Below are 25533 nucleotides of genomic sequence, written 5' to 3' on the forward strand. Positions count from 1 at the left end.
AAATTGCAACGATAATTAATTAATCAAATTTTTTTATTGGGTTCTACGAACCCTTAGTTAAAGTTACACAAAAACCACAGTCTTTTTTCACACTTACCTCACTGTATTAATACGGAAATTATCCAAATAGTCTCTGTAAAGTTGATAGCAATCTCTTCCTTCATATGAGCGTATCATTTCACGATAAGCAGTTTCAGAGTCAGTTATAATAAACACTGTTTCTATTTCTGGATGTTCTGTTAATTTCTCATCAAATTCCGGATAATATATTTCGTCAATTAAAACTGCCATCTTGTTTTTTGGAAGAACTAACATGTGTGGCAGTTCACTTTCTGTCAGTATGGGATATTTTCCAACAGCTCCACCCTTCATCCAAAGAACTGGCAGTAGTTCTTTAAACTGTCGTCCAAGTGCTACAGATGTTTTATCTAAGAAACTTAGTTTGAAGAATGCGGCATTTGTTTTAAATCCGTCTTTCATCGGAAGTTTTATCTGTTCCTGAAGCACTATATCACCTAGCAATTCGGCAACGTTCTCTTTTAGCGAATTGAAAGTTGATTTTTTCTCAGTAACTATATAGAAATCAGTGATATGATTCATCTCCTTAAGCTCTTCTAACCATTCATCTGCTGCTGTATCATCAAATAATACTGAAATAGTATGTTTATAATTATTAGAAACAATATAACGAGTATCAGCTTTTACTAAATTTTGAGGAAGTATACCTTTAGCAAAAAGTGATAAAAGCTGTTTTTTATCTGTCGGTTTCATTTCTAAAGAGTTTCTTATAAAACCAATTTGAGTGAAATTACGTGATTTATTTTTTTCTTTTGTTAGCGTGGTAATGTATTCGCCATCTAATGGAGTTCCATCACTACGCATGCCCTTTATACTATATTTTGTACGTGGCCAAGTAACAGATTGTGCTATACCGTGAGCTTCCCATTCTTCGTCACCAGGTTTAAAACCTTTATTTGTTAATTCAACAGCTTCTTCAATAGATGTTTCATTATTAGTTACAATTATGCATCTTCTATTTCCTCCATCCTCTGCATTTAATAAATTTACGGCATTAAGTGTTGTTCCTGATCCTGCGAAAAAATCTACCACCAATGCTGTTTTATTATTTCTTACTATTGCAGCTATTGCATCTTTTGTAGAATACAATGACTTAGGAAAAGAAAAAGCTCTAGTCTGGCCAATAATATTTGACACTAAGTCTGAACCTTGTGCTCCAGCATCATGCAAACTTCTATGCCAAACCGTCATTATCTGTTTTGATTGTTCAGAAACAAATTCAATATTTACCGTACCTGTAACATTATCTCTATCAGTAATTAAAACCTCACCTGTTTCAATTTGACGCTGAATACTTTGGCTAAGATATGATAATCCCCATGTTTTACGCTTACTATCAAAACGTCCTAATGAAATATATCCATTCTCTAACAAGTTGTTAAATGTATCAGTACTCAGCATCCACCGACCTTCAGATAAATCATTTCTTATTGGCCATGCAACATCATACCCATCAATCTTTTCGCCTATATTTGGCTTTTGCGGATATGGAAGTGCTTCTAATGCCTTAACAACTCTTCCTGTTGATGAATCAATCAAAATTGGATAAAAAAGATTTTTACTATCCTCTCGTCGTGCATCGGCTCCTGAACGTAGTAATCCTTTCCACCTTGGTTTTTTGGTTGAAACTTGTTCCCCTAAAAGAGAATCACTTCCTGCAACAACATACGCATTTTGCATGAAACAAAAAATCGCATATTCCTCAACTCTTGAAAAACGACCTCTTGTATTTCCTTTGGGATTTATCACGATTGTGACCATTTGAATTACAGCTTCCGGAAATAATTCATCGAGAAGCATTCTTAAATGTTGAACCTCGTTTTCATCTATAGTAACAATCAATACTCCCGTTGATGGATTTAAAATTTTCTTTGCAATTTTTAATCTTTTTTGCATCATTGAAAGCCATTTGCTATGACGCCAAGTATCAATTGGGTCAACATAATCATTATTATATTTCCAGTCTTTTTCACGATTGTTATATGGCGGATCTATATAGATACAATCGACTTTTTTAGGGTATAGATACTCCAAAAGCTGTAATGCATGATAATTATCAGCTTCAATCAATGTATGCCACAAATCACTAGCAGGAGCATTATTCACCCAATCTATGGGCTTTAATGTAGGATAAATAGGCTCACCAAATTCTGCAATTACAACTAGTTCATTTAATACAAAAGTTTTGATTTCGTGAGTTTCTCTATGATCACAAAGTGCATCTTCACCGTCAATCTTCTGCACAACGTAAAAGTCGTTGACCTTACCGTTTTTCAAAGACACCTTTGAACCAACTCGAACAGGTATATCATATAAAGGTGTGCATTCCGGCAAATGGTTCTCAAATACTAGCCCAAATTTTTTCTGCTTCACTAATTTATTTATTTCCTTCAGAATTCGATCCCTAAGAGCCGGATCATCAATCTGTTGGATTAAGTCTTGTAATAATGCCACAATATTCACCTCAATCTTCCGTAATTGTTTTATCCTTTATATGGTATTGTATTCCTCGTTTTTCACAGAAACGTATTACTTCAGCTGCCTTTTCATTGTAAAACGCTTTGTGACCTCTATAGGAACTAGCCTCTTTACTGTAATTAGTTCTTCCAAAAATAATCTTATCAACAAAACTAACTGCTTCTAATAATTCTTGCAAATCTTGCTCATGTATATTTGGCGTAGGATATGGTTCCAAACTTACCCATGTTTTACACCCAGCATCATGGAGTGCACGTAAAGCCGCTATTCGTTCTTCGTAAGATGCCGCACCGGGCTCCATCTTTTCTCTATACGTTTCATCTAATGAAATTAGAGTAATACCGTATTCATTTTCTTTAGAAAATTGTTCTAATTCAATTGGGATAATTCCCTTTGTCAATACTGAACATTTTATATTTGCGTCATTAAATTTTCGAATTGCATCGATTCCCATTTGACAAATCTTATCATATCCATACATAAATGGATCTGTCGCAAAGCAAAGTTGAACAGATTTAATTTTATTCTTTAATCTAGGGATTTCCTTATCTAATAGCTCTAACGTATTTTCAACTAGTTTGGGCTTGCACCATTCATCGTAAGATTTCACGACACCAAAGCGTTTTTTCATTGTGTATGCATAACAAGGATACTTACACCCATGTGAGCATCCTAACACAAAATTGATTGTGTAATCTCCGTATTCTACGCCCGTTTTATAGAGCATAGTCTTCCGTTGTATATATTCCTCTATTTCAGGCATATTAACCTCTCCTATCAGCAAAAGTAATACTCTTTGTTGATACTTTTGCGTCGTAATCTTTCTTCAAAATGCTTTTTAATTCCTTCTTATATCCTTCTGAAGGAAAAACAGGATGATCATCTAACAATTCCCATATTTTTTCCAGGGAAACATCATTTTGACCTTTGAAATTATTTTGCACATATGCAGCCATATTAAATACATCGTAGCAGTATTCATCAACAGAAATAACACTAACTGTTTCACCAGTAAGAAAATCCAAAGAAAGTTGACCATTATTTCCTTGTTTATTTTTAGATGATGACTTGTCACCAAAAGTTTTCCATGCTGTTGACTTAAACAACTTAAACCCCTTCTCATGACTAGTACAATGAACGAGATCATAAACCAATGCATTTTTTGTGTTAAAAAATGGAAATGCAGATACATAATACTCTCTTCCTGCTGAACCCTTCATATGCTCAATGATTTCTAATACTCTTTTCTCATAAGCAGCCTGATTGCTACCATATGGAACTAATTCAGAAATACTATTTACACGATATGTTCCTTCGTATTTCTTTTTCTTATCTTCACGTTTAACTTGCGATATTGCACGAACTGAATCTGAAATCATATGATTAATTAACACTTCTCCCCAATTTCTAAAAAACGGTAATAGTGCATCCCAATCAATAGACGCATCATATGGATCATATAGCAAGAAGAAATGCATATGGCTATTTTGATTAAGTTGCGGACCTATCCACTTTAGGAGTTCATTTCCATCTCGTGTAGTTGTAATTATCTTGTAGTTTCTTTCTTCTTGAGGTAAATGTTTTTCAAGTTCCTCAATCTTCTTTTTATCATAATCATTGAAGTACAGATGCACTTGTTTATCAGGATAAGTTCTAGCTACATCAAGCAAAGCATCGGCAACGCGTATAGGCGTTCCATATACATTTTTTCCGTCATCATCTTTATATATGCCACTATTGCACATACAGTCAATAAAAACAATCCCTGTACAACTTTCAGTTAACATTAATTTATGCGCCCAAGATTTTATGTATGTCTCAATCAACTCAAATTTCTTGATTGTATGAGGATGAGCATCACTAATTATCTTTACGTTATTGTTACTTGCCATATTATTACCTCACATTTCTGTAGAATTATTTTCTGGAGAAATCAGTTCAACAATATCACCAATATCACATTCTAATGCTATAACACTTTTATTAATACATCCATACTCACATTTTCACCTTTTGAAAGCTTCGTAACAGAATCCCAACTAGTACAAGCGTTTGATTGCAAATCCTTCTTCTTCATATCTTTATCTATGAGGATTTTCCATATTTTTTTATAACTTACTTCCACAGTTGCCACCTTTCTATTATATAAAAAAGCACAATTATTCAAGTTACCTTGCTAAGTATACCATAAATTTATTAAAAACAAGAGAGTTTCTTCACAAATGCTAGATTTTGCTTTTCTAATAGTTGAGTTTTCTCCACTTTTCTGATATAATATAAAATCACAGAAACATAATTAGATTTCAGATTAATAAAAGAATGTGTATGATTTTGGGAATCACAGAAAAGAAATCGAACAATTTATTTACGAAATATGTTACCGACCAATTTGTGAAAAGGTATATACATATATATTAGATCATCCATTTTCATTAGATTTATCATACTCACGTATCAGATACCCAGATACAGCTATACTTGAAGATATGATGTTAGAATTTTCTAGTAAAATCAGAATAAAGGATGATTACTTATATTTGGCGCCATTTTAAGTTGTACAATTAATCTCACTGAAAATGACTATAGTGGAAATCATTCATACGACTTAAGTCAATGGCTGAGTGCCTCTTGCGAGGCAATTGTTAAAGAAATGTTGAACTCGTTATTGATTACTTAAATAAGTATTACACACCTAATCGCAATTATAAAACTGATATGCATGAAGTATCCAAAAATATTGTTCCAGTTATATATAAAGAAGATCTCGATGCAGAAACAACATCTTTTTTGGAAGAATATTATCCTGAAGCAATAGAGACACCAAATGACAATTTCTATTGCTGAAATTGCAGATAGAATTGGAAGAATTGGGTTAGAAATGATTCGTGGTCATCGAATCACAGACAATTTCAGTATATTCAGGCAAATCTGGTTTTCATCAGGCAAAGCTGAAGTATAAGAATTATTCCAATGCTCTCATCAGAAAGTAGATGTACAACGCGGTACTATACTGATTAGCGCTTACATATATTGGTAATTAAATATAAGATTTGTCAACAATATTATTGCCCATGAAATATTCCACTGGCACAAATGTCAGATGTATGCCGCCATTAAAAATATTCTAAGAAACGAAACAGTCATTGCATGCCTATGCCCTGCGGATATGATATATCCATCTCACAAAGAAGAATGGACCGATATGGAATGGCAAGATAATAACAAAGCTCCTAGAATATTAGTACCAATAAAACAATTTAAATGCAAAGTCAACGAATTATACAAGCAGTATGATTATGAAAATACGCCATGCTTAAACAGGATTTAAGGAAGCCGCTAGTATTTACCAATACGATCAAAACTCTAAATATCATTTTTAATACTAATTACAGGTTATTTCAGAAAAATGTCGTCAAAAAAATGATTATCAATTTTGTTGGTTTTTAAATAAAAAGCAACAATATCTTTTGCAATTTTATGACCAACAGATGAATACTGCAGGCCAGTAATTTGGGTATAATCTATAGTTGTTTCTAGCAAAATTTCATGCTGCATTAGTTCTAGGTATCTAATTACATCCTTTGTATGTGAAGACTCTCCAAGTAAAGTAATAATAATTTTTAAGAGTTCATCATAATAATCAGGCTTAACTAAAATCTTATTAGCTACTTCCTCCGTGCCAAAAATTTCTTTAATAGGAATACTTATTTCTCTTACCATTTGCATTTTATTATTGTAACCGTCAATTCCCCCATGCATATACTCCATAACACTTTTCTCGACATTTGTTAAATCTCTTGACATAATATATCTGCAACAATCCATTAATGTTCTTGATAACATGATACAAATTTCTAATAATAAAAAGGAATGCACTTTATTGTTTTTAGTAAATGAATTATAAAAACTTCTTTTTTTTAGCATTGTCATCAAAACTTTCATACTAACATTTAAATCAGTGAACCAATATCTTGTATTCATATAATCATATATTTTTTTATATTCGTCTGATAATTGGTTAATCATTTCTATTCTAGCTTTATAATAGTTATTTGAGAACAACACAAGTTGCATTGAATGAAAAATACTTTCCATCTCAGCCAAAGATTGATCATCAACACCTTTAACGTCAACTTTAGGCATGAATATTTTAGCTTTGGATGATATGCTTTTTTTAACCAGATATGCGTGTTCTGCATTAAGGTATTCTTTTACCCCACTAACCCAAAACAATCTTTCAAATACTTTAACGTTTTTCCCGGATTTACAATCACCAATGCTTTTTGTAAATGAAAAATCAGGCTGAATAATTTCTCCATAAACATCTATATCTGTTAAATAATGTTTTTGTAACTTTTTATTTTTATTGTCATCTTCATATATTACAATAGGAATCTCAATTCTAGACCAATATCCCATAGCCCACAAAATTTTCTGAAATCGTACCTTTTGTAAAAAATCTTTATCATCAAAATACATCTGGTTCACCTCCACTTATAAACAACCTGTTAAGTGCTTCGTTAATTTTATCTTTAGCTATATTTGATTTAGGTAATGTTTTTCTCTCGTTTAAGCTCTTCTTAATATTTTTTATATTACTTAAATTTGGTATGTACTCGCTAAAATGATATTTAGATAGATATTGTCGCTCTTCCCATGCCTCAGCAATAATACCCCTTTGCATTTCCGGATCAAATGAACGTTTGGAAATAATCATAGACTTTGCTAATCTAACAACATCTTTTGCATAAGGTGTATCAGCCAAGTAAAAGCGATATCTTCCAATACCAACCTCTTCAATTCTTCCTAACCCATTATCCCTAAGTACACCGTATTGTGCCTCAATATCTGAATGAGGGGTTTTCCCTATGTATCCGCGTTCAATTAATCTTTGTAAAAAAAGATCTGGATATCTAAGTTCTGAATACTGCGAAAACTTCTCTCCATACCGAACTGCAGAAACTACGTTACGAGCATGTCTTACCATTTCTTTATCGGTGGTATTGGTATAAGGAGTAAACAAAAAATTCACCTTTCCACCAGAAGCAGTGATGGCTGGAGTTTGTAAAATATTATTTGACATTAACCCTAAAATAATATCATCTTCAATATTTCCAAGGTTTACTATAGGATATCCTGGCTTACCGTTTAATAAATCTATTGTAGATTTCACGTTTTTCTCATCATAAGAGTCCAAAAATCTCATTATTTTTTCAGGATTTTCTTCCATGTAAATAGGCGAAAACAAATACCTAACTTCATCTCTTAAATAACTATCTAGGAAACCCCCATTTTGACCAATATATGTGATAATATCCATATCTTTGATTTTTAAATCATATTTTGATATGATCTCTTGCTTAGATACCCTGTAGTTAGATAAGTCATTTATAATTTCTACCATTTTATGCTCAAATTCGTCAGGTTTATCATCTTTCCATTTTTCTCCTAACAAATCGTACGTCTCTTCAAATATTTTAATTAAGACTTCAATTTTTGTTGGTTTTCTTTTGTTTCCTATTATTCTAATGTACTCTATTTCATGAAGTATCTCTAACACACTGAGTAATTCAGTAGCATTTATACCCAACTTACTGGCAAGAGCTTTTAAAGCTTCATAGTCTTCGATAACTTGTATCCCTCTCAAGTGAGATGCTAAGCTTGCAGCTTTTCCTATTAAAATAGTTTCACCAATTTTTAAATCTAAAATAGGATCACTATATTTGTACAAGCCAGTCTGAATATCTAAACTTCTAATTCCAATACTCCTATTATCCATTATATTGATCCTCTCCTATAATTTATTCAAAAACCATCAGAATTACCTCTAACGAATCTATTTTGTTATAATATTTATAAGATATTAATAGTTGTAGTTTGATAAACATGACTACTATCTCTGTAAAACCCAATTAAATTGCAAATGTTTTTATGCAATCATATTATACTGCTATGGTTGACAATTTTCAACATAATTTTCCAATTAATTAGTACAAACACAATTTTTTGGGGTATAGGATATATAATCTTAATATTTTACATTGTGTTTCTTTATTGTATATTTAGAACCCATTATCTACATGCTCATCAGTAGCTTTCGTAATACTTAAATAATCAGAATTACTGGTATAAATTTTTACAAAATATTTTTCAAATTCAGTCCTGTAGTTGTCGATGTAACTTTTAAAATTGTCATTACTATGGAAGCTACCTGCCTATAAAACAACTTTCCTAACGATAATGGAAAGCATTATCAATCTTCTACTATATAAACCATACTTTATAGTCTTATAGCTCGTCTTAATATTATATTTAACGTATTTATTTACTATACTGGCTCCAAATCAGCTCTCTTATAATACTTGAAAAATTCACCAAAAACAATATCCTCTATCTCTCTTTTCATATCTCTCAAATTTTTATACTTAACAAGCTCATTTAATTGTGGGGTTATTAACTTGATATCTACCTCTACGCCAAATTCTTTTTTAAGCTTTCCAACTAACTTAATAGTTGTATTGTTTATATATATGTTCTTATCTTCTACTGGTATATCTTCAAAGTTGTATACCATATCAAACCTAGACTTCAAAGAATTAGGTATATGCTTCTGGTATTGCTTCTCTGTCATATTCGAGGTAAAGATAGTTATGTAGCCATTTAAGTTATGTTCTACGCCATGACGGTCAGTGAATTTTCCATCTTCTAATAGTTCATAAAAAAAATTAAACACGCTAGGTGCTGCTTTTTCAAATTCATCAATGAGAATAATCTCAGATTTTGATGTACTAATTTTATTTATTAATTCGCCTCCTTCCTCACTTCCATAATAGCCTAACGGAGAGCCAATTAGACTATTTAGAACTCCTTGCTTTGAATAGTTTCCAAAATTTATCTTAATTAAAGGTTCATTGGGATACATAACATTTGAAGCTATCTTAGCAAATTCAGTTTTTCCAATACCTGAATCCCCGCATAAAAGTACTGATAAAATTTTTCGCTCGTTCATTTTGTTTAGGAATGTGAATTTGAGTAGATTGTGTTTAAAATCATCCTTAAAAGTAATATGTACATTAAGTTTTTCATTTATTTGCTCAACCAATAAATTCACTTTATTTACATCCACTCTTCGAGGCTCTTCACAACTGATATCAGCTTCATCAACACAATCATCGATGTTATGTTCTTCATCAAAAATAAGTGGAAAAAGCTCAATAGCATCTGTTACTAAACCACTATCTAAACTGTATTTCACATTTTTTGTTGATGCTACTTGATGAATCAAAGTTTCAAATCGGAAGGTTAAATCGCTACGTAATTTCAATGTTTTTATTATAGATGATAGATCAATATCCCTAATATCTTTTTCCGATATTGTGCAGACAATATTTTCTAAACTATACTTAAATACTATACTTTAAAATTCTTCAACCAAATTCGCTAACGAAATAGCGTTCCCATCTTTGTACATTTTTTTGATAGTAGCTTGATTTTTATATACATATAAATCTAATGGCTGATGTATTTCAATTTCTTTACCCGAAACGATATCACCGCTATCAACTTTTTGAAAATCATAATTTAATTCTTCTTCGTTAAAAAAATATGGGAATCTATCTTTGAAGGAATCTAAATAATTAGTTTGCAAGCTAAAATGTATATTTTCAAATTTCTCGCTTATTGTCCACAAATATCTTTCAGTAAAAATTCTATAATAGTTACCATCTTTAATCAAATTGGTAATATCAATAATTGTATTGGATATATCCACCGCATCCATCTTAGCTAATTCTTCCACTGTATTACTATTGATTGTCAAGTAAATTTGACCACTGGGGGGTGACGACAAAAATTTGGACTTTCTATGCAACAAGACCAAGTTTTTGTCTATACTCATACGGGCTAAATCCACCTAACGATTTTTTAATTCTCTTTTCATTATACCATCTTATATATCCTTTATAATCAATTTTCTTTCTACTAATTCTTTCATAGCTATCTTAACACTAGTTTGACTTATGCTACATGCAGCTGCTATTTTCTTTAAAGATGGGTAACATTCATTTTCTTTATTAACGCATGAACATAAATACATGTATACTATTATTTCTTTTTCCGAAAGTTGTAGGTCGAATATATCACTTCTAACCTTGAAGTAATAATCTCCAGATGTCATGAAAAGCGTTAATGAAGTCGAGAGTTGTACTTACACTTGTATCGTACCAAAAAAACACCCCAATACTGAGGTGTTTCAAACTATATTACTAGGTTTATCAAATGTTAAGACATTACCATAATTTTTTATTATAACTATTTATAATTTTCAATTTAGTAGAAATTTTTTCATTTATGAGATTTGCAAATCTATAGTAAAATATATAACTTTAATTGAAACATAATCTGCATTTTGCAACAATATTTTAAGTTATATTTGATAAAAAATGATTCTAATTAATTTAAATTAATTAGGATGTGTAAAAAATTTTGTGTACTCTCCCTTTTGGGTTGAAAATACAAATATAATTTCACTTACAGTATTCGACATATCGAAAGGTCAAATACTGTTGTTTTTTAATGGTAAATCAAGTGCCTTTTTCCTTTAAGAATAGTTTACTCCCCCACATTGCTAAGTAAGTTTTATTAGTGAAGGCTATAACATAATTAATTAATATACTACAACACACTTTTCATCAACAAAATTGCGGATACAATCTTTAATTGCAGCAAACAGACAATCCTCAAAGGTTGTGGTAAAAGGAATATTCTTAGCCATAAAGTAATTATCCTGTGTATACTGAATCATATCCGTAAATCGGTCATATTGATACTTAAATCCCAGTTCTTTGATAAAACCATTTTTATAGGCTTCGTTTCCGATAAGTTTAGCCACCTCTCGACCTACATTCTGATTCGTAGACAAATAAGCCTTTAAATCATCTGTAAATCCGACAACATCTTCCTCATTCGTAATATACGGAGTAGCATCGATGTCTAATTTACTTATATATGACATGGCATAATTTCTAATCTCCTGCACGAATGATGTCGTGATATTCATAAATCCATTGTCATTAACTGCCACATCAGATTTATGTACGGTACCAGAACCACACCACTTACGATTACAAGCTCTTACGGTTGATGCGAATAGCTTTAAGTCCTTACATTCAACAACCATATTTTCATATAAAGCATTGATATTTTGATTTCCATGTTTGGAAATATCAATCGCAAAGCACTCTTCAACCCCTTCTGTGACTTTATGTCTTGGTCCTCTTTTAGCCTCAACTTTAAGGACATCTTCAACCAAGTTATGCAAAGCTGACGGATAATCAATACTATTATTTTCTAATTCATTTTCCATCTGGCTTTCTGGGTCAGATAGAATTGCTGCACGATAAAAACTAATAATAGAAGGTTTCTTCCTTGAGGTGTTCGATGCAAGACTATCCCGGAACATTTTAGACAACGCATCCTGATCTTTGCTAGCCTCTTTGTACTTCTGCCCCCAATCAATGTTTGCTTTTCCACGACTAAATCTGCTAGAAGATGCGCTCTGATGACTATAACTCTTTAAATACTCATCCCAGTGTGTGTACATTATATAAACCTCAATGTCGCGGTTTGCTTCCTGGAGCATCATACGAACAGCTTCGTAGCCATCCTTAACTGTATTCGTAATATACGAATTTACAACCAACACTAACTTGTTGCTATGATATTCGGAAAGTATATCAATAATACGTTCTGACTCATCCTTTGTCTTAACTCCTGTAGCATGAAACAGTCCCTGTGTATCAATAAATCTGATACAATGAATTTCCTTACCTTCATATACAGATACCGTCAAAAGATTAGAATTCCTTACATCATACAAGTAATCCGCGCCTCTGAAAATCAATGAAATGTCTGACAACAGATACTCTTTAGAGCAATCCTCGCTCTTAAGAAGCTTTTGCACAATTTCACTTTCTACATCTTCTGCTCCAAGTGCTATAATAAACTTGTTTGTTCCATCTGAGAATTTTTCCAAAGTAGCTCCGCATTCATCAAGCTCATGCTCCAAATCAGTAATGTCACGATTAATTAGATCAACGATATAATTCCAAAAGTTCTGGATAATAGTAGCGAACGAATCTCTCTCAGATAATAATTCAGTAAATATCCTAACACCTTTCTGACCCTTCTTTGGATTTCTTGCGAGCATTTCATTGAAAATTATCATAATCTCATCGATAGGAAATTGCATAACAATATCCATTATCACATTAAAATCTTCATCGGTCATACCCTTAATCTTGTAGCCAAGTGACTCATTCGCTGGATGTTCTAACGCATTCGCAAGAGCCTTTGCAAGCTTAGTCTTATAAAGGTTTGCATCTGGATTTTTGTTATAATCCTTAGCTGCAGAATATACAATGTTACCAAGCAAATCATTATCATCACTGCAATCAGCAATTGTCTTAGGACATAACTTTGCTGTCATAATTAACTTGTCTTCTGGAATTCCGACATAATCAGTTGCTATTATACTTACTTCTATTGTACTACCTTTTCCTAATGCCTCTCTGATACCGAGTAGTTCTTGTACTGCTTCATGCTTGGCTGCCGCCTCCATTGCCGTAGATTTACCACACTCTGTTGTTCCTGATATTGCAATCGGGTCACCCTTTCCTTCAACCATTCCAACTGCATCCATCATTTCCTTACTAATCTCTGTTACCATATGTTTTTTCCTCCATTCGGATATTTTTTGCACAAAAAAACTCTTCTAATTCATCAGAAGAGTTAATGTCAAATATCTAAAACACATGGCAATAATGTATATAAAAATGCTCTGTATTTTATCATCATATTATAACACACTTCCATCCTGACGCATCATACACTCTCCACCATCTATGGACAATGTTGCAAAAGATTTCTTTGTATTTTACAAGTATATCAGGAATAAATTAGTATGTCAACTCATTTTTTGTCAATATCCGAGCCGTTGTCTTAACCACGCCGTCACGGAACGCATTACCTACAAAAATATATATACCCATGTCTACGATAGCCAACTTCAGGCAGCAGTCAATGTCAATCCCTTAGTCATTATGTTTAACTGAGCATCATGACTATTAAACAAACTGCGAAATTCGAGTCAAATCAGAATCAACTTCCTCTTGCGTAACACTACTTTTGGGAATGACTACACTTCCTTACAGATATTATATTCATCAATATTGTCTTGGCGATCAACTGCGGAGTCCACATATTTCTGATAATCCGTTATGAAGTTTGACCACTTCATGGCCTCAATATAGCTACACGTTCCAGTCCAGATTGTATTGTCATTGTCACAGGTGCGTTTGGAAGCATTTTCTGTCCTGTTAAATTTATTTTTCTTGATAATTGTAAATAGCCTATCTGTATGATGTGTGGTACACCCACCAGAACAACAGCTTTTTGATTCAAGATAGTAAGTATACAAATCATCTTCGTCCGGAAGGACAACCGCTAGCATTGCATTGCTATGGCTTGTGACAGAATCTCCTTTTTTGTTCTTTCTGGAGGTTTCTTTTAGAGAATATGATACTTCCCACGGAATCCACTGGTCTCTGTCTTTCTTCCCGGTTTCATTCATGCCAGGCGAAATGAACACAATGGTTATAGAGCTGTCATAGATTCTGTCTTTGAGACTTTCCCATATTGTATCATCAGAAAGGTCGCTTAGATCCTCTCCATCACTCTCGCCCTTAAAAATGTCATCGGACGAATCCACCTTTTTCTCAAACTCATCGACATAATCTCGAACCGTTGAGTTCTCTCCCTGCACCAGGTTTTTAACTTGATCATCTGCATATTTGTATGAGATGAAGATTTTCTTCCCCATTACATTCACCTTCTCCATATAATTTTTCTTAATTATTGTACTGTCCTTTGGGCTTTTACAATTTCTATCACTGCACTCACAATTTTGTCTATATCAGTTTCTGTGCCAAGCATATTCAAATATTTCTCAAGGTAAGGATACTGATCCTTATTAGTCTTCACATCAGCATAAATTGTTGCAGCAGCATCTCCTGTGCTCCCAATTGGTATGATTACGCGTCTCTTTTCCTTTGCAATTTGATACTCCTGTAAGCAACCGTCTGCAATTGCTTTCTTGCCTACAGCATCCTTCTTATTACCTACCATAAAGATAGCCACACCGGTCTCACTAAGGATTTCTCCTCTATACTTCTTCCATTTCGATTTACGCTCATCTGCATTTGCTATTCCCTGCGGGAACGGACGAAGACACAAATGCTCATCCAGGTGTTTAAATCTACTGCTATAGATTTCATCTAAAGCACCATTGATAACTGAAGATCCGATTCCAAGCCCGAACCCGGATGTTACCCTGAACTCTTCTTTCACGAGCTGGTTTGCAAGCTTATATGCGAGCTCATCGACTCTTGTTTTTGTCCAGTCGCCTTCAAAGAAATCAGCACTACCGGAAATAAAGATATTATTTGCAAGGACCGCATTTTCGGCTTCTCTCAATATCTCTGTAATCTCTGAGTAATCATCGACAAAAACCGTTTGGATACCATAGCGTTTCAGGTCTTCCTCTCTCAAATCCTGCCGTGCTTTCTGATATCCAAAGTCCACATCACCCATTGTATCCGTACGTACAACTCGCTTCATAAAGTAATAATGATCTCTGATGTTCTCGTCAAGGAGTAACCGTATCTGCCCAAGGATACTATCAAGATTAGGATCTTCAAAGCTGAAACCTATAAAGAGAAAAGTTTTTGATATCAGATCCCCTTGCAGCACGCCTCTGAAAAATGGGTAATTCCTATCATACTTAACATAATCATCCTTGGTTAGGACGGCATCAGCAGCGTGATCTACGTCACCATGCATCTTGTAAACTACTGCATCCCGATCCCTTTTTGTACTGGATAGTTGTTTGTACTCAATCTTCACATCAGAGTTACGATTGGCATCTCGAAGACCCTCTTCGATAAGATGATCATAATTGGTCGTCCAGTATGTATAAATTGGAAGTCGTGTGAGAATAGTCACATTTTCGTTTCTCATTACATCTTTGCTATAGGCTTCAAGGATAGAGGAATTAATAGTCGCGCGATTTCCTGATTTGTTTCTCACGTACTGAGCAACAGATGTAAGATCATATTCATCATCAATATTTAAGCCTATATCTTCTGCTAAAGGACGAAGGAGTTCTTTCCACACAATGAACCCCGATGGGCGTGACAAACCTGCACCAGCAAACACTGCTGCATTTCCATCTCTGATTGCCTTTATGTATTCGCGAAGAAATTGTTTCTTTGTTGCCATATCGACACCTCCTATCAATGATTTCTTATCACTGTCTATACCTAAGAAACCATGTTCTCTTTTTTAATTTAGTAATATTATGGCACGAACGTCCAGTATGATATTAATAGTTAACACCTTTGCCTCTTCCAGCACTGCATATTCTCTATATTTTTGATCACGAAACAAATACCTTTTCTATAGACGCCGTTGTCGAGGTCTTATGTCTCTATTGTATAAATTGGTCTGCAAAGTTCAAAATAGAAATTCAATTTGTATTTACACCAAACAGATGCTAACGAATAATCAGACTTCACGAATGCGGTTTATAACGTCATGAATCAATTCAAGATGTTTAAGTTTATTCTCCATAGTCATATGTTCCCACATACTATTTGTTGCGGATTCTTGCGGCAGCTTCTATCCATGCCCCCATATTGGCATACCCGTTTTGTGTGGTATAATCGTATATTCCATCGCAGATTTTATCAAAGTACGCCGGAGAGTTATCACTATAATGTCCAATAGCAGTATGCGTATTTCCCTTGGAAGACGTCAAAAATGAACGCATATCTTTAATCCCGTTAATATGAACACCAATAACTGCATTACCTCGTTGGAGACTTTTGCATATCTCATACTGAGCAAATGGTCGATTCAGAGTTTCACTTCCGAGTAGCACAACGGTAACTAATGTTCATTCAAGTTGTTGGTCAATCCAGCGGTGTACAGCAGTATCAGCTTGGCGCTTAATTTGCTCAAATGAAGCTTTATCAGCAAATCCAGCAGCCTCTTTCCCTTGAGTTACCCAACTATTACGAACAATCATAGAACGATTTATGTCGTAATGAAAACTAAAAAATGCTCTACGAGCCATATTTTACCTCCTTAATCACCGATGCGAAAACCAAGTGGCTAATCTTTGATAATAAAGATTTCGTTTTCGGAGTTACAACATAGTGTCGTTTTGTGATATAAGTGCCGTTGTCGTATTTCTATTGCGCTATTAATATCAAGCAAAATGAACTTGTCACATCTCTTTATTCGCTCCTTAAGATTGGTTGCTGTCTGTGCAGAAGTAATCTTTGGCATGGCAGGATCTTGACTATCAATATAAATTTTTACGCCATATTGTGTCTACATGAACCCTAATACGCCTTTCAAATCGTCAAGTTCATCATGCTTGTGCGAAATAAAAACAGTTGTTATTCTTGCGCCATATTGAGAATATTAGCTAACAGAAGACCTCGCCTCATCTAAGCGAATTTGTGCGTATGGTTGAAATGCCCCTTGTTCAAAGATTCTGCCCATTTAATTATCTCCTTTCGCTATCTCGGCCATAAAAATTTGTTCCCGTTTTATTATCGCTTATGTGTTTCGTGTTCACATGTTGATTATATTAGCAAACGAATTTCCCTTAATTGCTACAATACGTACATTTACGAATTTCTGATTATTAGCCAAATAAGAAGTTTAACTTAGTTTATATTATTTCAAAAATATTAAATAACCTTTAATTAACATTTCCATTATACTCCAGTATAAAAAATATTTCTACAAAAATATATATATTTTTCTAAATTTTACTATAATTTATCTTATATTATTTCTCTTTCAGTATGCAATATATTATTTATAGATATAGTTATATATAGGTTCTAGTTATGGGTGGTTTTCTGGCGACTATGGGGGCAGTTCTATATTGTCCATGGTGGGGGTTCTATATTGTCCATATTATCATCTACCTTTTCTTGTTTCAGTATTCCAATTAGTCCATTAGTTTTTAATTCTAATATAGCATTTGCAACTTTTGCTATACTAATTTTACAAGTATTTGCAATTTGCTCATATGAGGGAAAATGTTTAGTTTTAAGATCACTATGGGTACATATATACAAATATACTAACATGCTGTGTTTTGACATCTTAAAATTAAAAATATCATCTCGAATATATACCTTCAATTTTTGTTCTGTTACATCTGTATCAAATACATGATTATCTTGAATAGAAACATTTATATCTTCAACTTCATTACTATTTTCAAGTATGATTTCATCTATTTCTTTACAATCTATAATTTCTATTTGATTATCATCTTCAGAGCATAACTCATGAGTGATAGCTTCATCATTAGTCTCTGATCCTTGATTATTATTTATATTATCATCTTCCTCAGTTACTATTTTATATAAGTTATTTCTTCTTCCACCATTTTCTCTATATTGATTATCCTTTAAAATCAATTTTCTTTCTACTAATTCTTTCATAGCTATCTTAACACTAGTTTGACTTATGCTACATGCAGCTGTTATTTGTCTTAGAGATGGATAACATTCATTTTCTTTATTAGCACATGAGCATAAATACATATATACTATTATTTCCTTTTCAGAAAGCTGCAGGTCGAATATATCACTTCTAACCTTGAAGTAATAATCTCCAGATGCCATAAAAGGAGTTAATGAATATAGGTTTGAAGTTTGACTTCCATTTTCTCTATATCTTTCTTGCTTATCTAATATTTTTGCATCTACAAGACTATTAATTGCCTTTCTAACTGTAGATAATGAAATTTTGCATAATTCTACTAGTGTACTTCTTGATGGGAAACAGATACCTTCACCATTTGAGAATTTTTTTAATCCAGCATATACTATTTTACTATGCACATCTATTTGATTATTAAATATATAATTTGACATTGTTATTGTATTTGACATTTTATCCTCCATATTATAGAAAATAATATTGCCCTTATTATTTATACATGGTATAATAACTTAAATTTGACAACATTATTGTGTTTTTATAAAAATAACTGTTCCGCTACGAACAGTTATTTTTTTGCAATAAAATAGGATAGTTTTTCGGCTACCCTATTTCATAAATATATTTTATTTTTCTTACTATTTATTTAGTACTTAATCTTCCAGTTTCTCTATATTTTCTTTATTTTTTTATCTGCTTGCTCGATTTTCTTTACAAATATAAACATCTAAATAAGTATTTTTTATATAAAATAAAAAACCCGCATCAATTATAAAAAACTATTGATATGGGTTCAATTGCAATATTTATTAATTATATCTGCTATTTTTTTTTGTTAATATTTTTATATCTTCTTTTTTATAATATACCGTCAATAGATATATTTCTTTATCATCTTTTATAGCATAATATATTATTCTATAACCATTAGATTTACCACTATTAGTATTTGAATTAACAACCCTGACTTTGTATGCTGCTTCATTACAATTCAAGTTTAAGTCAGTTATTGGTTCACCGATTGGATTTCCCTTTTCAAGTTCATCTACAACATAATTTATATCCTTTAAAATGTTAGTAAATTTCTTTTTCTTCAAATAATATTTTACATCTTTCTTAAATATATCTGTTGTGATTACCTTATAGCACATACTAATCTTCGTCTTTTTCTTCCTCTAATTCTTTCATGAAATCATTCCATGTTTCTTTAGGTAGCTTTCCTTCCCTGAGTAATTTCATTTGTTTACACGCTTCTTTAAGCGATTCCCTTGGAGATAAATGTTTATCAACTAAAATAGTACTCATTTCTTCAGCCCCCTTTTGCTCCTCTTTGAATTTATTTATATCATCTTGTTCACTTTTCATATATTTTATCACCTATTGTAATTATTTACAATATATTGTAGAAATATTATATATTACAATAATAATTATATAGCAATGCCCTGTATTTTGTTGTCAAGTTATGCGTAAATTTATATAAAATTATTTTTTTTCAATAAATCATCCAAAACACCTCCTTCCAAAGCCTCTTTTACTTCTAATATAGAATAACCCTTACTTTTAATTACTTTCAAGGTATTATCCATTTCCTGATTCTCTATATCTTCTTGAATGATCTTTATTTTATCGTCAACCTGTTCAATCTTCTTTATAACATCTTCCTTTTTTAAAACTAGTTTTTCTCTAAGTTCTTTTTGTTTATTTAGCTTATCATATAGTGTCATTTTTACCTCCTATTCAAACTTTACTACTCTTCTAAAGTACTTAAATCCTTTGTATCCATCGACAGTTACCCCTGTACCCCATTGGCAATGTGCATAAAGATTATTATTATCTTTATCCTTACCAACATATATTCCAACATGATTTATCCCTGACGAGTTTGGCATTTGTAAAAATGCCAAGTCTCCAACCTGCAGATCATCATTACTGATTGGATATGATTTTCCCCACTGATAAGATGTTCCACCACCAGACAATATATTGCTTATTCCTGATGTCTTATATACCCAATCAACATATCCTGAACAATCTAATCCAAATGGTCTATATTTACCCGTTGTATCATTACCAGGAGAAGTTACTAATGTAGATTCTCCCCATTCATCATTCCATCCGACTGAACTTTTACCTCCCCAGAAGTATTTTACTTTTCCTACGAGACTTAGAGCTGTATCATATAACTTTTCTTGTTGTTTTGATGTGAGTTTTGGAGCATTTTCAATTAAATTTCTAATTTCTTCTTGTGTTAATTCACCATATTGTATTGCCAATTTTGGAAATTGCTCAGAAAAATTAGTTACTAAGGTTCTAGCCCATCTTTCTTGTTCATCATCAAAGTTAATCTTATCCATAACCGTTTCCATATCATATGAATATACGGTTATAATCTTTCTTTTTTTTGTTATTTCTTTTCCTTCTGAATTTTTAATTGTATAGTTTTCTGTTGAAATTTTTATATCATATATTTCTGAATATATTTTATCTATAAATTTCTTCTCATTATTTGAGCAAGTTAAATTCTGTTCAAATTTAACAGAAGCAATAGCAAATATTTCATTGAAATTAGTAGAGATTTTCTGATTATCTCCAATATAAACAACCCTGGTACTATCATATTTATTATCGTCTTTTAAATCTGATATTTCTTCTCTTAATGCATTATCCAATAGCTCAACCTTATCCTTATATTTCAAAGCTATATCTTCATCTGCCATAAAATAATTTTGACTGAGTATTGATACCATGCTGCCTGAAACAGAATTGGAAACTAAAATCAGTAATATTAAAATTCCTGTTGAAGTTAACACAATAGGATTTTTAATCATTAAAATTGTCTTAATTGACTTCTTAACACTACTAACTGCAGATTTAGCAATATTTAAAGTTTTACTCTTAAATATGTGATTCTTATTAATTCCTTTTCTAGCATTTTTAGTAAGTACATTATTTACTCTTGTTTTTTTTGTACTGGTCTTAATTTTATTTGCTTTTGAAATATTTTTTTTAATGTTTTTATATTTATAACGCTTTTTATCTGTTATTCGTTCCTTTATTAAACTACTCGATCCACGTAATAACTTATTTGAATTGGTTATTACCTTTGAAGACCCAACTGCTACGTTTTTAGTTGATTTGACTGCATCTACACTAACCCTAATGTCTCTATCTACTTTCAGATATGCTTGTACACCTAAGTTACCATCTGACTTATCTCCGAGATTTTCAACTACCCTGTTTTTACTGCTTGAAGCAATCTTAATGCTATTCTTTGAAAGTTTAGCAACTCCTTTATTCAGTAAATATTTTTTATTTATTTTACCTGTTGGTTGTTTTATAAGAACTGGCCTACTTATCTTTTTAGAACCTATATTTTTGCTTTTTTGTATTACATCTTTAGCTCTTATTACTGAAGTTGTTACTTTAACAGGTGTCTTTGCTACATTAATTACTGTATCTAATTTATTAGATGTATTTAGGTATGCTTGTACAGCTATTGATTTATCTTCTTCTGATAAATGTCGTTTTACATTACTAAAAGTATTTCCTTTCATTTTTGCGGGTTTCGATTTATTATTTAATTTATTTCTTTTGTTTTTAATAGTTAAATTACTTGGCCCGGATCTTATTATATTCTTTTTTGACTTCAGTAGTTTACTACAATATTTTCTATTAATATAGATTTTACCCTTTGATCTGTCATTAATGTTATTTATTTTATTTATATACTTATTAGTTGAGTTTTGTATTTTCATTATGACACATTCACAACCTCTTCCACCTTAGTTGTCATCATTTTATATAACTTTGTATTAGTCGGAAATTCATCTACAAATGGTATAATATTATTACCTGAAAACAACAGCCCTCTTCCTGAGTCTACATTTGTTATATATGCTAACTGTGCTGCTGAAATATTTAGCATTTTTTCTAATTCAATTCTATCCATTGGTGCCTGGTTAAGCATCAGTATAAAATCCGAATTCGAAAGCATCCTTCTTGCTAATTCACTTTGTAATAAATCTTCTACGTTTTGAGTTATACCAGTAACAACACCTCCCCATTTTCTTGATCTTTTAAACAGTTCAAATAAGAAATTAGCCGAATATTCATTTGTAAAAAGCAAATATATTTCATCTAAATATATCCATGTATGTTTACCCTTTTTCCTGTTTTCTGTTATTCTATTCCACACCTGGTCTAATACTATTAACATACCCATAGTTTTTAACTGTTTTCCTAAATCCTTTATATCAAAACAAACAAGTCTATTATTAATATCTATATTTGTTTTATGTGAAAATACAGAAAGATTGCCTGTAGCGTATAATTCTAATGCTACTGATAATCCTTCTGCCTCTGGTTCTTTTTGTTTCTTAACTGTTTCATAAAAATCTACTAAAGTTGGTAATAGCTTTTCATCAAAACTTTGCATGTAATCCTGATATGTAAATCTAACACATCTATCAAGTATTGATTTCTCCCTTGCACTCAATCCACTTTTACCGCCCAATATAACCTCACAAAAGGAAAGAATGAAGTCTGACTTTAATGAAAGTGGCTCTTCTGAATAATCTATAGTCATGTCCATTGGATTGATATGACTTGGACTATTAGAAGAAATATTTATTATTTCGCCACCAAAGTTTTTAACTAAAGCCGAATACTCCCTTTCTGGATCTATAATTAATACATCATCATCTGTATTTAACAAAACATTTACCATCTCTCTTTTTGCACTAAATGATTTACCACTTCCTGGTGTTCCCAGGATAAAACCATTCTGATTCTTTAATGTCTTTCTATCAAACATTATTAAAGATTTTGAAATTGCATTCAATCCATAATACATTCCATTTGGCTGTAAAAGTTCTTGAGATGTAAATGGCATAAATACTGCTGTAGACTCTGTTGTTAAGCATCTATCAACTTGCAATTCATTTATTCCTAAAGGAAGTACTGAATTTAACCCTTCTTCCTGCTGATAGTTTAATGAGCCTACCTGGCATAAATATTTTCTTGCAGTAGATTTAATTATTTCTGTGTGCTCCTCTAATAAATTTTTATCATCATCCATCAGAAGTATTACAAAATTAGCTAAAAATAATCTTTGATTTTTATTCATAACATCTTCAAGCAATTCTTCAGCTTCTTGCAAGTTATTTCTTAAATCATATGGTATGAATGCATCTAGATAGCCATTCTTCACACTCTTGCGTTGAAATTCTATTTTATTTGACTCCATACCTGTTATTTGCCTTTGTATCATTTTTAATGCAAATTCAGGTTCTACCGGATTAATGTTAATACTAAACATCATGTTGAATCCAAAATCAGTTAGTTCAGTTAAGAAATTATCGTTTAAGAAAGACGGTAAGCTTCGAATAAATAATACTCTTGCATGAGAATTGCCTACAATTATACTATCTCTTTTAAATTCAAAGCTGTCTGGTGCTATAATATCCTTAATATTTGAAAATCTTTGTTTTAACATTTTAGGATTATATTCAAAGTTACCAACATTATCTTTCCTATATATATCATGTAATGTTTCTAATCTTTTACTTATAGACAATACCTTACCATAACTACCCATACGTCTTAATAAGCCAATAATTTCATTTTCTATTCTAATGAAATTATTTCTCGCTTCTGTTATATCATTTGCTTTTATACCTATTGTTATATATTTCTCTTTTTCTATATCATTACGGCCTTGCATAACTTGTTTTTTTAGCATGTCATTGTACTCATCTCTATAAACATCCAACTGATCATTTTTATTTTTAATTACTATCTTATTTTCAAATTCATCTTTGTTTATAGACTTATTGTTAATTGTAATTTGAAGTTTTACTGTTGAATTGAAGAAATTCAAAAACTCACAGTACTTAGAAAATATATCTATTTGATCATCTTCTCTTGCTAAATGATAATTTATATCTAAGAACTGTAATGTTTTAGAGTATTCTCCTTTTTTTGTTTCTATTATGCCATCCTCATAAGTGCTTAATATAGGAATAGTATTTTGTGATGTACTAGATTTTTTGACCCTTTTAGGCTTTTGAACTTTATTACATTTTCCTTTACTGTTACTTTGATCAGCATTTGATTTATGTTTTTTTCTTAGAATCATTTTATCTTTTTCCTTTCCTTAGTTTTCTTCAAATTTTCTATATTAATTTTATTTTGTTCTGCAGCTATATCTGTAAATATATTTTCAACCTTATATTTCCTCTTTCGTGGTATAAACAATTTAAATTTCAATACAATCAAAGCAAATTTTTCGAATGGTAGACCATTAAATTTAAAGAATCCTATTAAAAATAGCGGAACTCCTGTGAACATGATTATCCAACTTGCAATTTCATCACCTATATATGGCTTTAAAAATATATACATAGGTACATTTATTGACAATGCAATACTAAGACAAATTATTTGCCTTAATGTTAGGCCAAAGAAGATTGTTTCTTTATAACTCCTTACTTCTTTTGGTATTTTAATCTCTATCATTAATTCACCCCCACTATTTGTTTGGCCCAGGTGCTTGCTTTTGTTAATACAAGAAGCAGCACTACACATGCTGTTATAGTTCCCCACATACTTATCTCTGCACTACTGGTAGCTGTAGAAACTAATATTGTATTGGCTATTCCTGAAAACGACATGCAAGCTATCATTATAATTAGACCCTGCAAGCATACTGATATATAGTGCTGCACAAATCTCTTAGCAATATTATTATATTCTCCACTTACCATAGTAGATAATGGCAATGGTGCAAGAGCTGTAAATATATACAGTTCAATAATTCTACCATAACAGATAACTTCAATTAAAACTTTCAAAATCTGCATAATTAGTTTTATTGGCATAAACTGCATTTGAAATGCAATTAACTCCATAAATTTCATTGCTTCTAATTGTGTTTTCAGTTCAGCAATATCAACTATATTTTGAATAGTTCCTGGTGAAGCATATACTGAAGAAATTATATCCGATACCGAATAATATATCTGCTCTAAAATAACAAAACTGCTTTGCATAATGACCTTTGCTAATACTACTCTTATTACAATTTTTATAATATTTTCTATCTTTGCTATTCTAAATGTTATTGTATTGTTCAATAAATCTAGCATAAAGAACAATGCTAATAAGCTATACCCGATTGGTAAAAGACAATTAAAAATGCCCTCGATCATATTCCATAATCCGGGCATTGCACTTTGCGGTTGAGTAATTATATTTACAATATCTCCTATTTCATAGTTTAAATCATTAAACAATTTACTTATAGACAATATGATGCCGTCAATATTAAACATTTTCCACCTCCAAAGATGTTATAGTTAAGTTAAGGGTAACTATAACATAAATAACGGG

23 protein-coding genes and 3 pseudogenes are annotated in these 25533 nt (G+C 31.7%); 4 read left to right on the forward strand and 22 right to left on the reverse strand.

The window, feature by feature from the left end; translation table 11 throughout:
• Window positions 1–93: 93 nt before the first annotated feature.
• The 4 genes and pseudogenes from J2Z76_RS12545 to J2Z76_RS12560 form a co-directional block, all read right to left on the reverse strand.
• Window positions 94–2532: a site-specific DNA-methyltransferase gene (locus J2Z76_RS12545; RefSeq protein ID WP_209512418.1), complete on the reverse strand. Its 2439-nt coding sequence runs from the start codon at window positions 2530–2532 to the stop codon at window positions 94–96.
• 10 nt (window positions 2533–2542) lie between these two features.
• A complete protein-coding gene (locus tag J2Z76_RS12550) occupies window positions 2543–3319 on the reverse strand; it encodes a radical SAM protein (protein ID WP_209512419.1) in 777 nt (258 codons plus the stop codon).
• A 1-nt stretch (window position 3320) separates the two neighbouring features.
• Window positions 3321–4448, reverse strand: coding sequence for a three-Cys-motif partner protein TcmP (gene tcmP, locus J2Z76_RS12555; protein WP_209512420.1), 1128 nt, complete (start codon window positions 4446–4448; stop codon window positions 3321–3323).
• A 9-nt stretch (window positions 4449–4457) separates the two neighbouring features.
• Window positions 4458–4681 (reverse strand): annotated as a pseudogene (locus J2Z76_RS12560) (helix-turn-helix domain-containing protein).
• A gap of 196 nt (window positions 4682–4877) precedes the next feature.
• On the opposite strand from J2Z76_RS12560, the gene J2Z76_RS12565 reads away from it, so the two are divergent.
• From J2Z76_RS12565 to J2Z76_RS12570, 4 genes are all read left to right on the forward strand, one after another.
• On the forward strand, window positions 4878–5108 hold the full coding sequence (locus J2Z76_RS12565) for a hypothetical protein (RefSeq protein ID WP_209512421.1): 231 nt from the start codon (window positions 4878–4880) through the stop codon (window positions 5106–5108).
• A 163-nt stretch (window positions 5109–5271) separates the two neighbouring features.
• The gene (locus J2Z76_RS16880; RefSeq protein WP_280922403.1) at window positions 5272–5400 is read left to right on the forward strand and encodes a hypothetical protein; all 129 of its coding nucleotides are present in this window, start codon (window positions 5272–5274) and stop codon (window positions 5398–5400) included.
• A complete protein-coding gene (locus J2Z76_RS16885) occupies window positions 5381–5515 on the forward strand; it encodes a hypothetical protein (protein ID WP_280922404.1) in 135 nt (44 codons plus the stop codon). Before J2Z76_RS16880 ends, J2Z76_RS16885 begins: the two co-directional genes overlap by 20 nt.
• Before the next feature lie 141 nt (window positions 5516–5656).
• The gene (locus tag J2Z76_RS12570; protein WP_209512422.1) at window positions 5657–5884 is read left to right on the forward strand and encodes a hypothetical protein; all 228 of its coding nucleotides are present in this window, start codon (window positions 5657–5659) and stop codon (window positions 5882–5884) included.
• Window positions 5885–5949: 65 nt separating this feature from the next.
• Here J2Z76_RS12570 and J2Z76_RS12575 read toward each other — a convergent pair whose 3' ends face one another.
• From J2Z76_RS12575 to J2Z76_RS12660, 18 genes and pseudogenes are all read right to left on the reverse strand, one after another.
• Complete coding sequence (locus J2Z76_RS12575) at window positions 5950–7035, reverse strand: hypothetical protein (RefSeq protein ID WP_209512423.1); 1086 nt, start codon at window positions 7033–7035, stop codon at window positions 5950–5952.
• Window positions 7025–8335: a hypothetical protein gene (locus J2Z76_RS12580; RefSeq protein WP_209512424.1), complete on the reverse strand. Its 1311-nt coding sequence runs from the start codon at window positions 8333–8335 to the stop codon at window positions 7025–7027. Before J2Z76_RS12580 ends, J2Z76_RS12575 begins: the two co-directional genes overlap by 11 nt.
• A 549-nt stretch (window positions 8336–8884) precedes the next feature.
• Entirely contained in the window at window positions 8885–9880 is a 996-nt protein-coding gene (locus J2Z76_RS12585) for an AAA family ATPase (protein ID WP_209512425.1), read from the reverse strand.
• A 93-nt stretch (window positions 9881–9973) separates the two neighbouring features.
• Window positions 9974–10375, reverse strand: a complete 402-nt coding sequence (locus J2Z76_RS12590) for a hypothetical protein (protein ID WP_209512426.1) — start codon at window positions 10373–10375, stop codon at window positions 9974–9976.
• Window positions 10376–10418: 43 nt separating this feature from the next.
• Window positions 10419–10511 (reverse strand): annotated as a pseudogene (locus tag J2Z76_RS12595) (IS3 family transposase); the annotation flags it as partial.
• Complete coding sequence (locus J2Z76_RS17000) at window positions 10505–10732, reverse strand: helix-turn-helix domain-containing protein (protein WP_209512427.1); 228 nt, start codon at window positions 10730–10732, stop codon at window positions 10505–10507. The gene J2Z76_RS17000 and the pseudogene J2Z76_RS12595, both read right to left, overlap by 7 nt.
• Before the next feature lie 489 nt (window positions 10733–11221).
• Window positions 11222–13282 (reverse strand): hypothetical protein, encoded by a 2061-nt coding sequence (locus J2Z76_RS12605; protein WP_209512428.1) that lies wholly within the window; start codon window positions 13280–13282, stop codon window positions 11222–11224.
• Window positions 13283–13750: 468 nt separating this feature from the next.
• Entirely contained in the window at window positions 13751–14434 is a 684-nt protein-coding gene (locus J2Z76_RS12610) for a TIR domain-containing protein (protein ID WP_209512429.1), read from the reverse strand.
• 32 nt (window positions 14435–14466) lie between these two features.
• Complete coding sequence (locus J2Z76_RS12615; RefSeq protein WP_209512430.1) at window positions 14467–15891, reverse strand: SIR2 family protein; 1425 nt, start codon at window positions 15889–15891, stop codon at window positions 14467–14469.
• A gap of 370 nt (window positions 15892–16261) precedes the next feature.
• Window positions 16262–16747, reverse strand: a pseudogene (locus J2Z76_RS12620) (TIR domain-containing protein).
• Between the two features lie 820 nt (window positions 16748–17567).
• Window positions 17568–18593 carry a helix-turn-helix domain-containing protein gene (locus J2Z76_RS12625; protein ID WP_209512431.1) on the reverse strand — a complete coding sequence of 342 codons (1026 nt, stop codon included), beginning with the start codon at window positions 18591–18593 and terminating at the stop codon, window positions 17568–17570.
• A 357-nt stretch (window positions 18594–18950) separates the two neighbouring features.
• Entirely contained in the window at window positions 18951–19292 is a 342-nt protein-coding gene (locus tag J2Z76_RS12630) for a type II toxin-antitoxin system RelE/ParE family toxin (protein ID WP_209512432.1), read from the reverse strand.
• 1 nt (window position 19293) lies between these two features.
• Window positions 19294–19506, reverse strand: coding sequence for a hypothetical protein (locus tag J2Z76_RS12635; protein ID WP_209512433.1), 213 nt, complete (start codon window positions 19504–19506; stop codon window positions 19294–19296).
• A 110-nt stretch (window positions 19507–19616) separates the two neighbouring features.
• A complete protein-coding gene (locus J2Z76_RS12640) occupies window positions 19617–19868 on the reverse strand; it encodes a hypothetical protein (protein ID WP_209512434.1) in 252 nt (83 codons plus the stop codon).
• A 9-nt stretch (window positions 19869–19877) separates the two neighbouring features.
• Window positions 19878–21698 carry a C40 family peptidase gene (locus J2Z76_RS12645; protein ID WP_209512435.1) on the reverse strand — a complete coding sequence of 607 codons (1821 nt, stop codon included), beginning with the start codon at window positions 21696–21698 and terminating at the stop codon, window positions 19878–19880.
• 200 nt (window positions 21699–21898) lie between these two features.
• The gene (locus J2Z76_RS12650) at window positions 21899–24280 is read right to left on the reverse strand and encodes a VirB4-like conjugal transfer ATPase, CD1110 family (protein WP_209512436.1); all 2382 of its coding nucleotides are present in this window, start codon (window positions 24278–24280) and stop codon (window positions 21899–21901) included.
• A complete protein-coding gene (locus J2Z76_RS12655; RefSeq protein WP_209512437.1) occupies window positions 24277–24660 on the reverse strand; it encodes a PrgI family protein in 384 nt (127 codons plus the stop codon). The genes J2Z76_RS12650 and J2Z76_RS12655 overlap by 4 nt, the downstream gene beginning before the upstream one ends.
• Window positions 24660–25475: a VirB6/TrbL-like conjugal transfer protein, CD1112 family gene (locus J2Z76_RS12660; protein ID WP_209512438.1), complete on the reverse strand. Its 816-nt coding sequence runs from the start codon at window positions 25473–25475 to the stop codon at window positions 24660–24662. Before J2Z76_RS12660 ends, J2Z76_RS12655 begins: the two co-directional genes overlap by 1 nt.
• Window positions 25476–25533: the final 58 nt, after the last annotated feature.

Source organism: Sedimentibacter acidaminivorans, from assembly GCF_017873955.1.
Classification (GTDB): domain Bacteria; phylum Bacillota; class Clostridia; order Tissierellales; family Sedimentibacteraceae; genus Sedimentibacter; species Sedimentibacter acidaminivorans.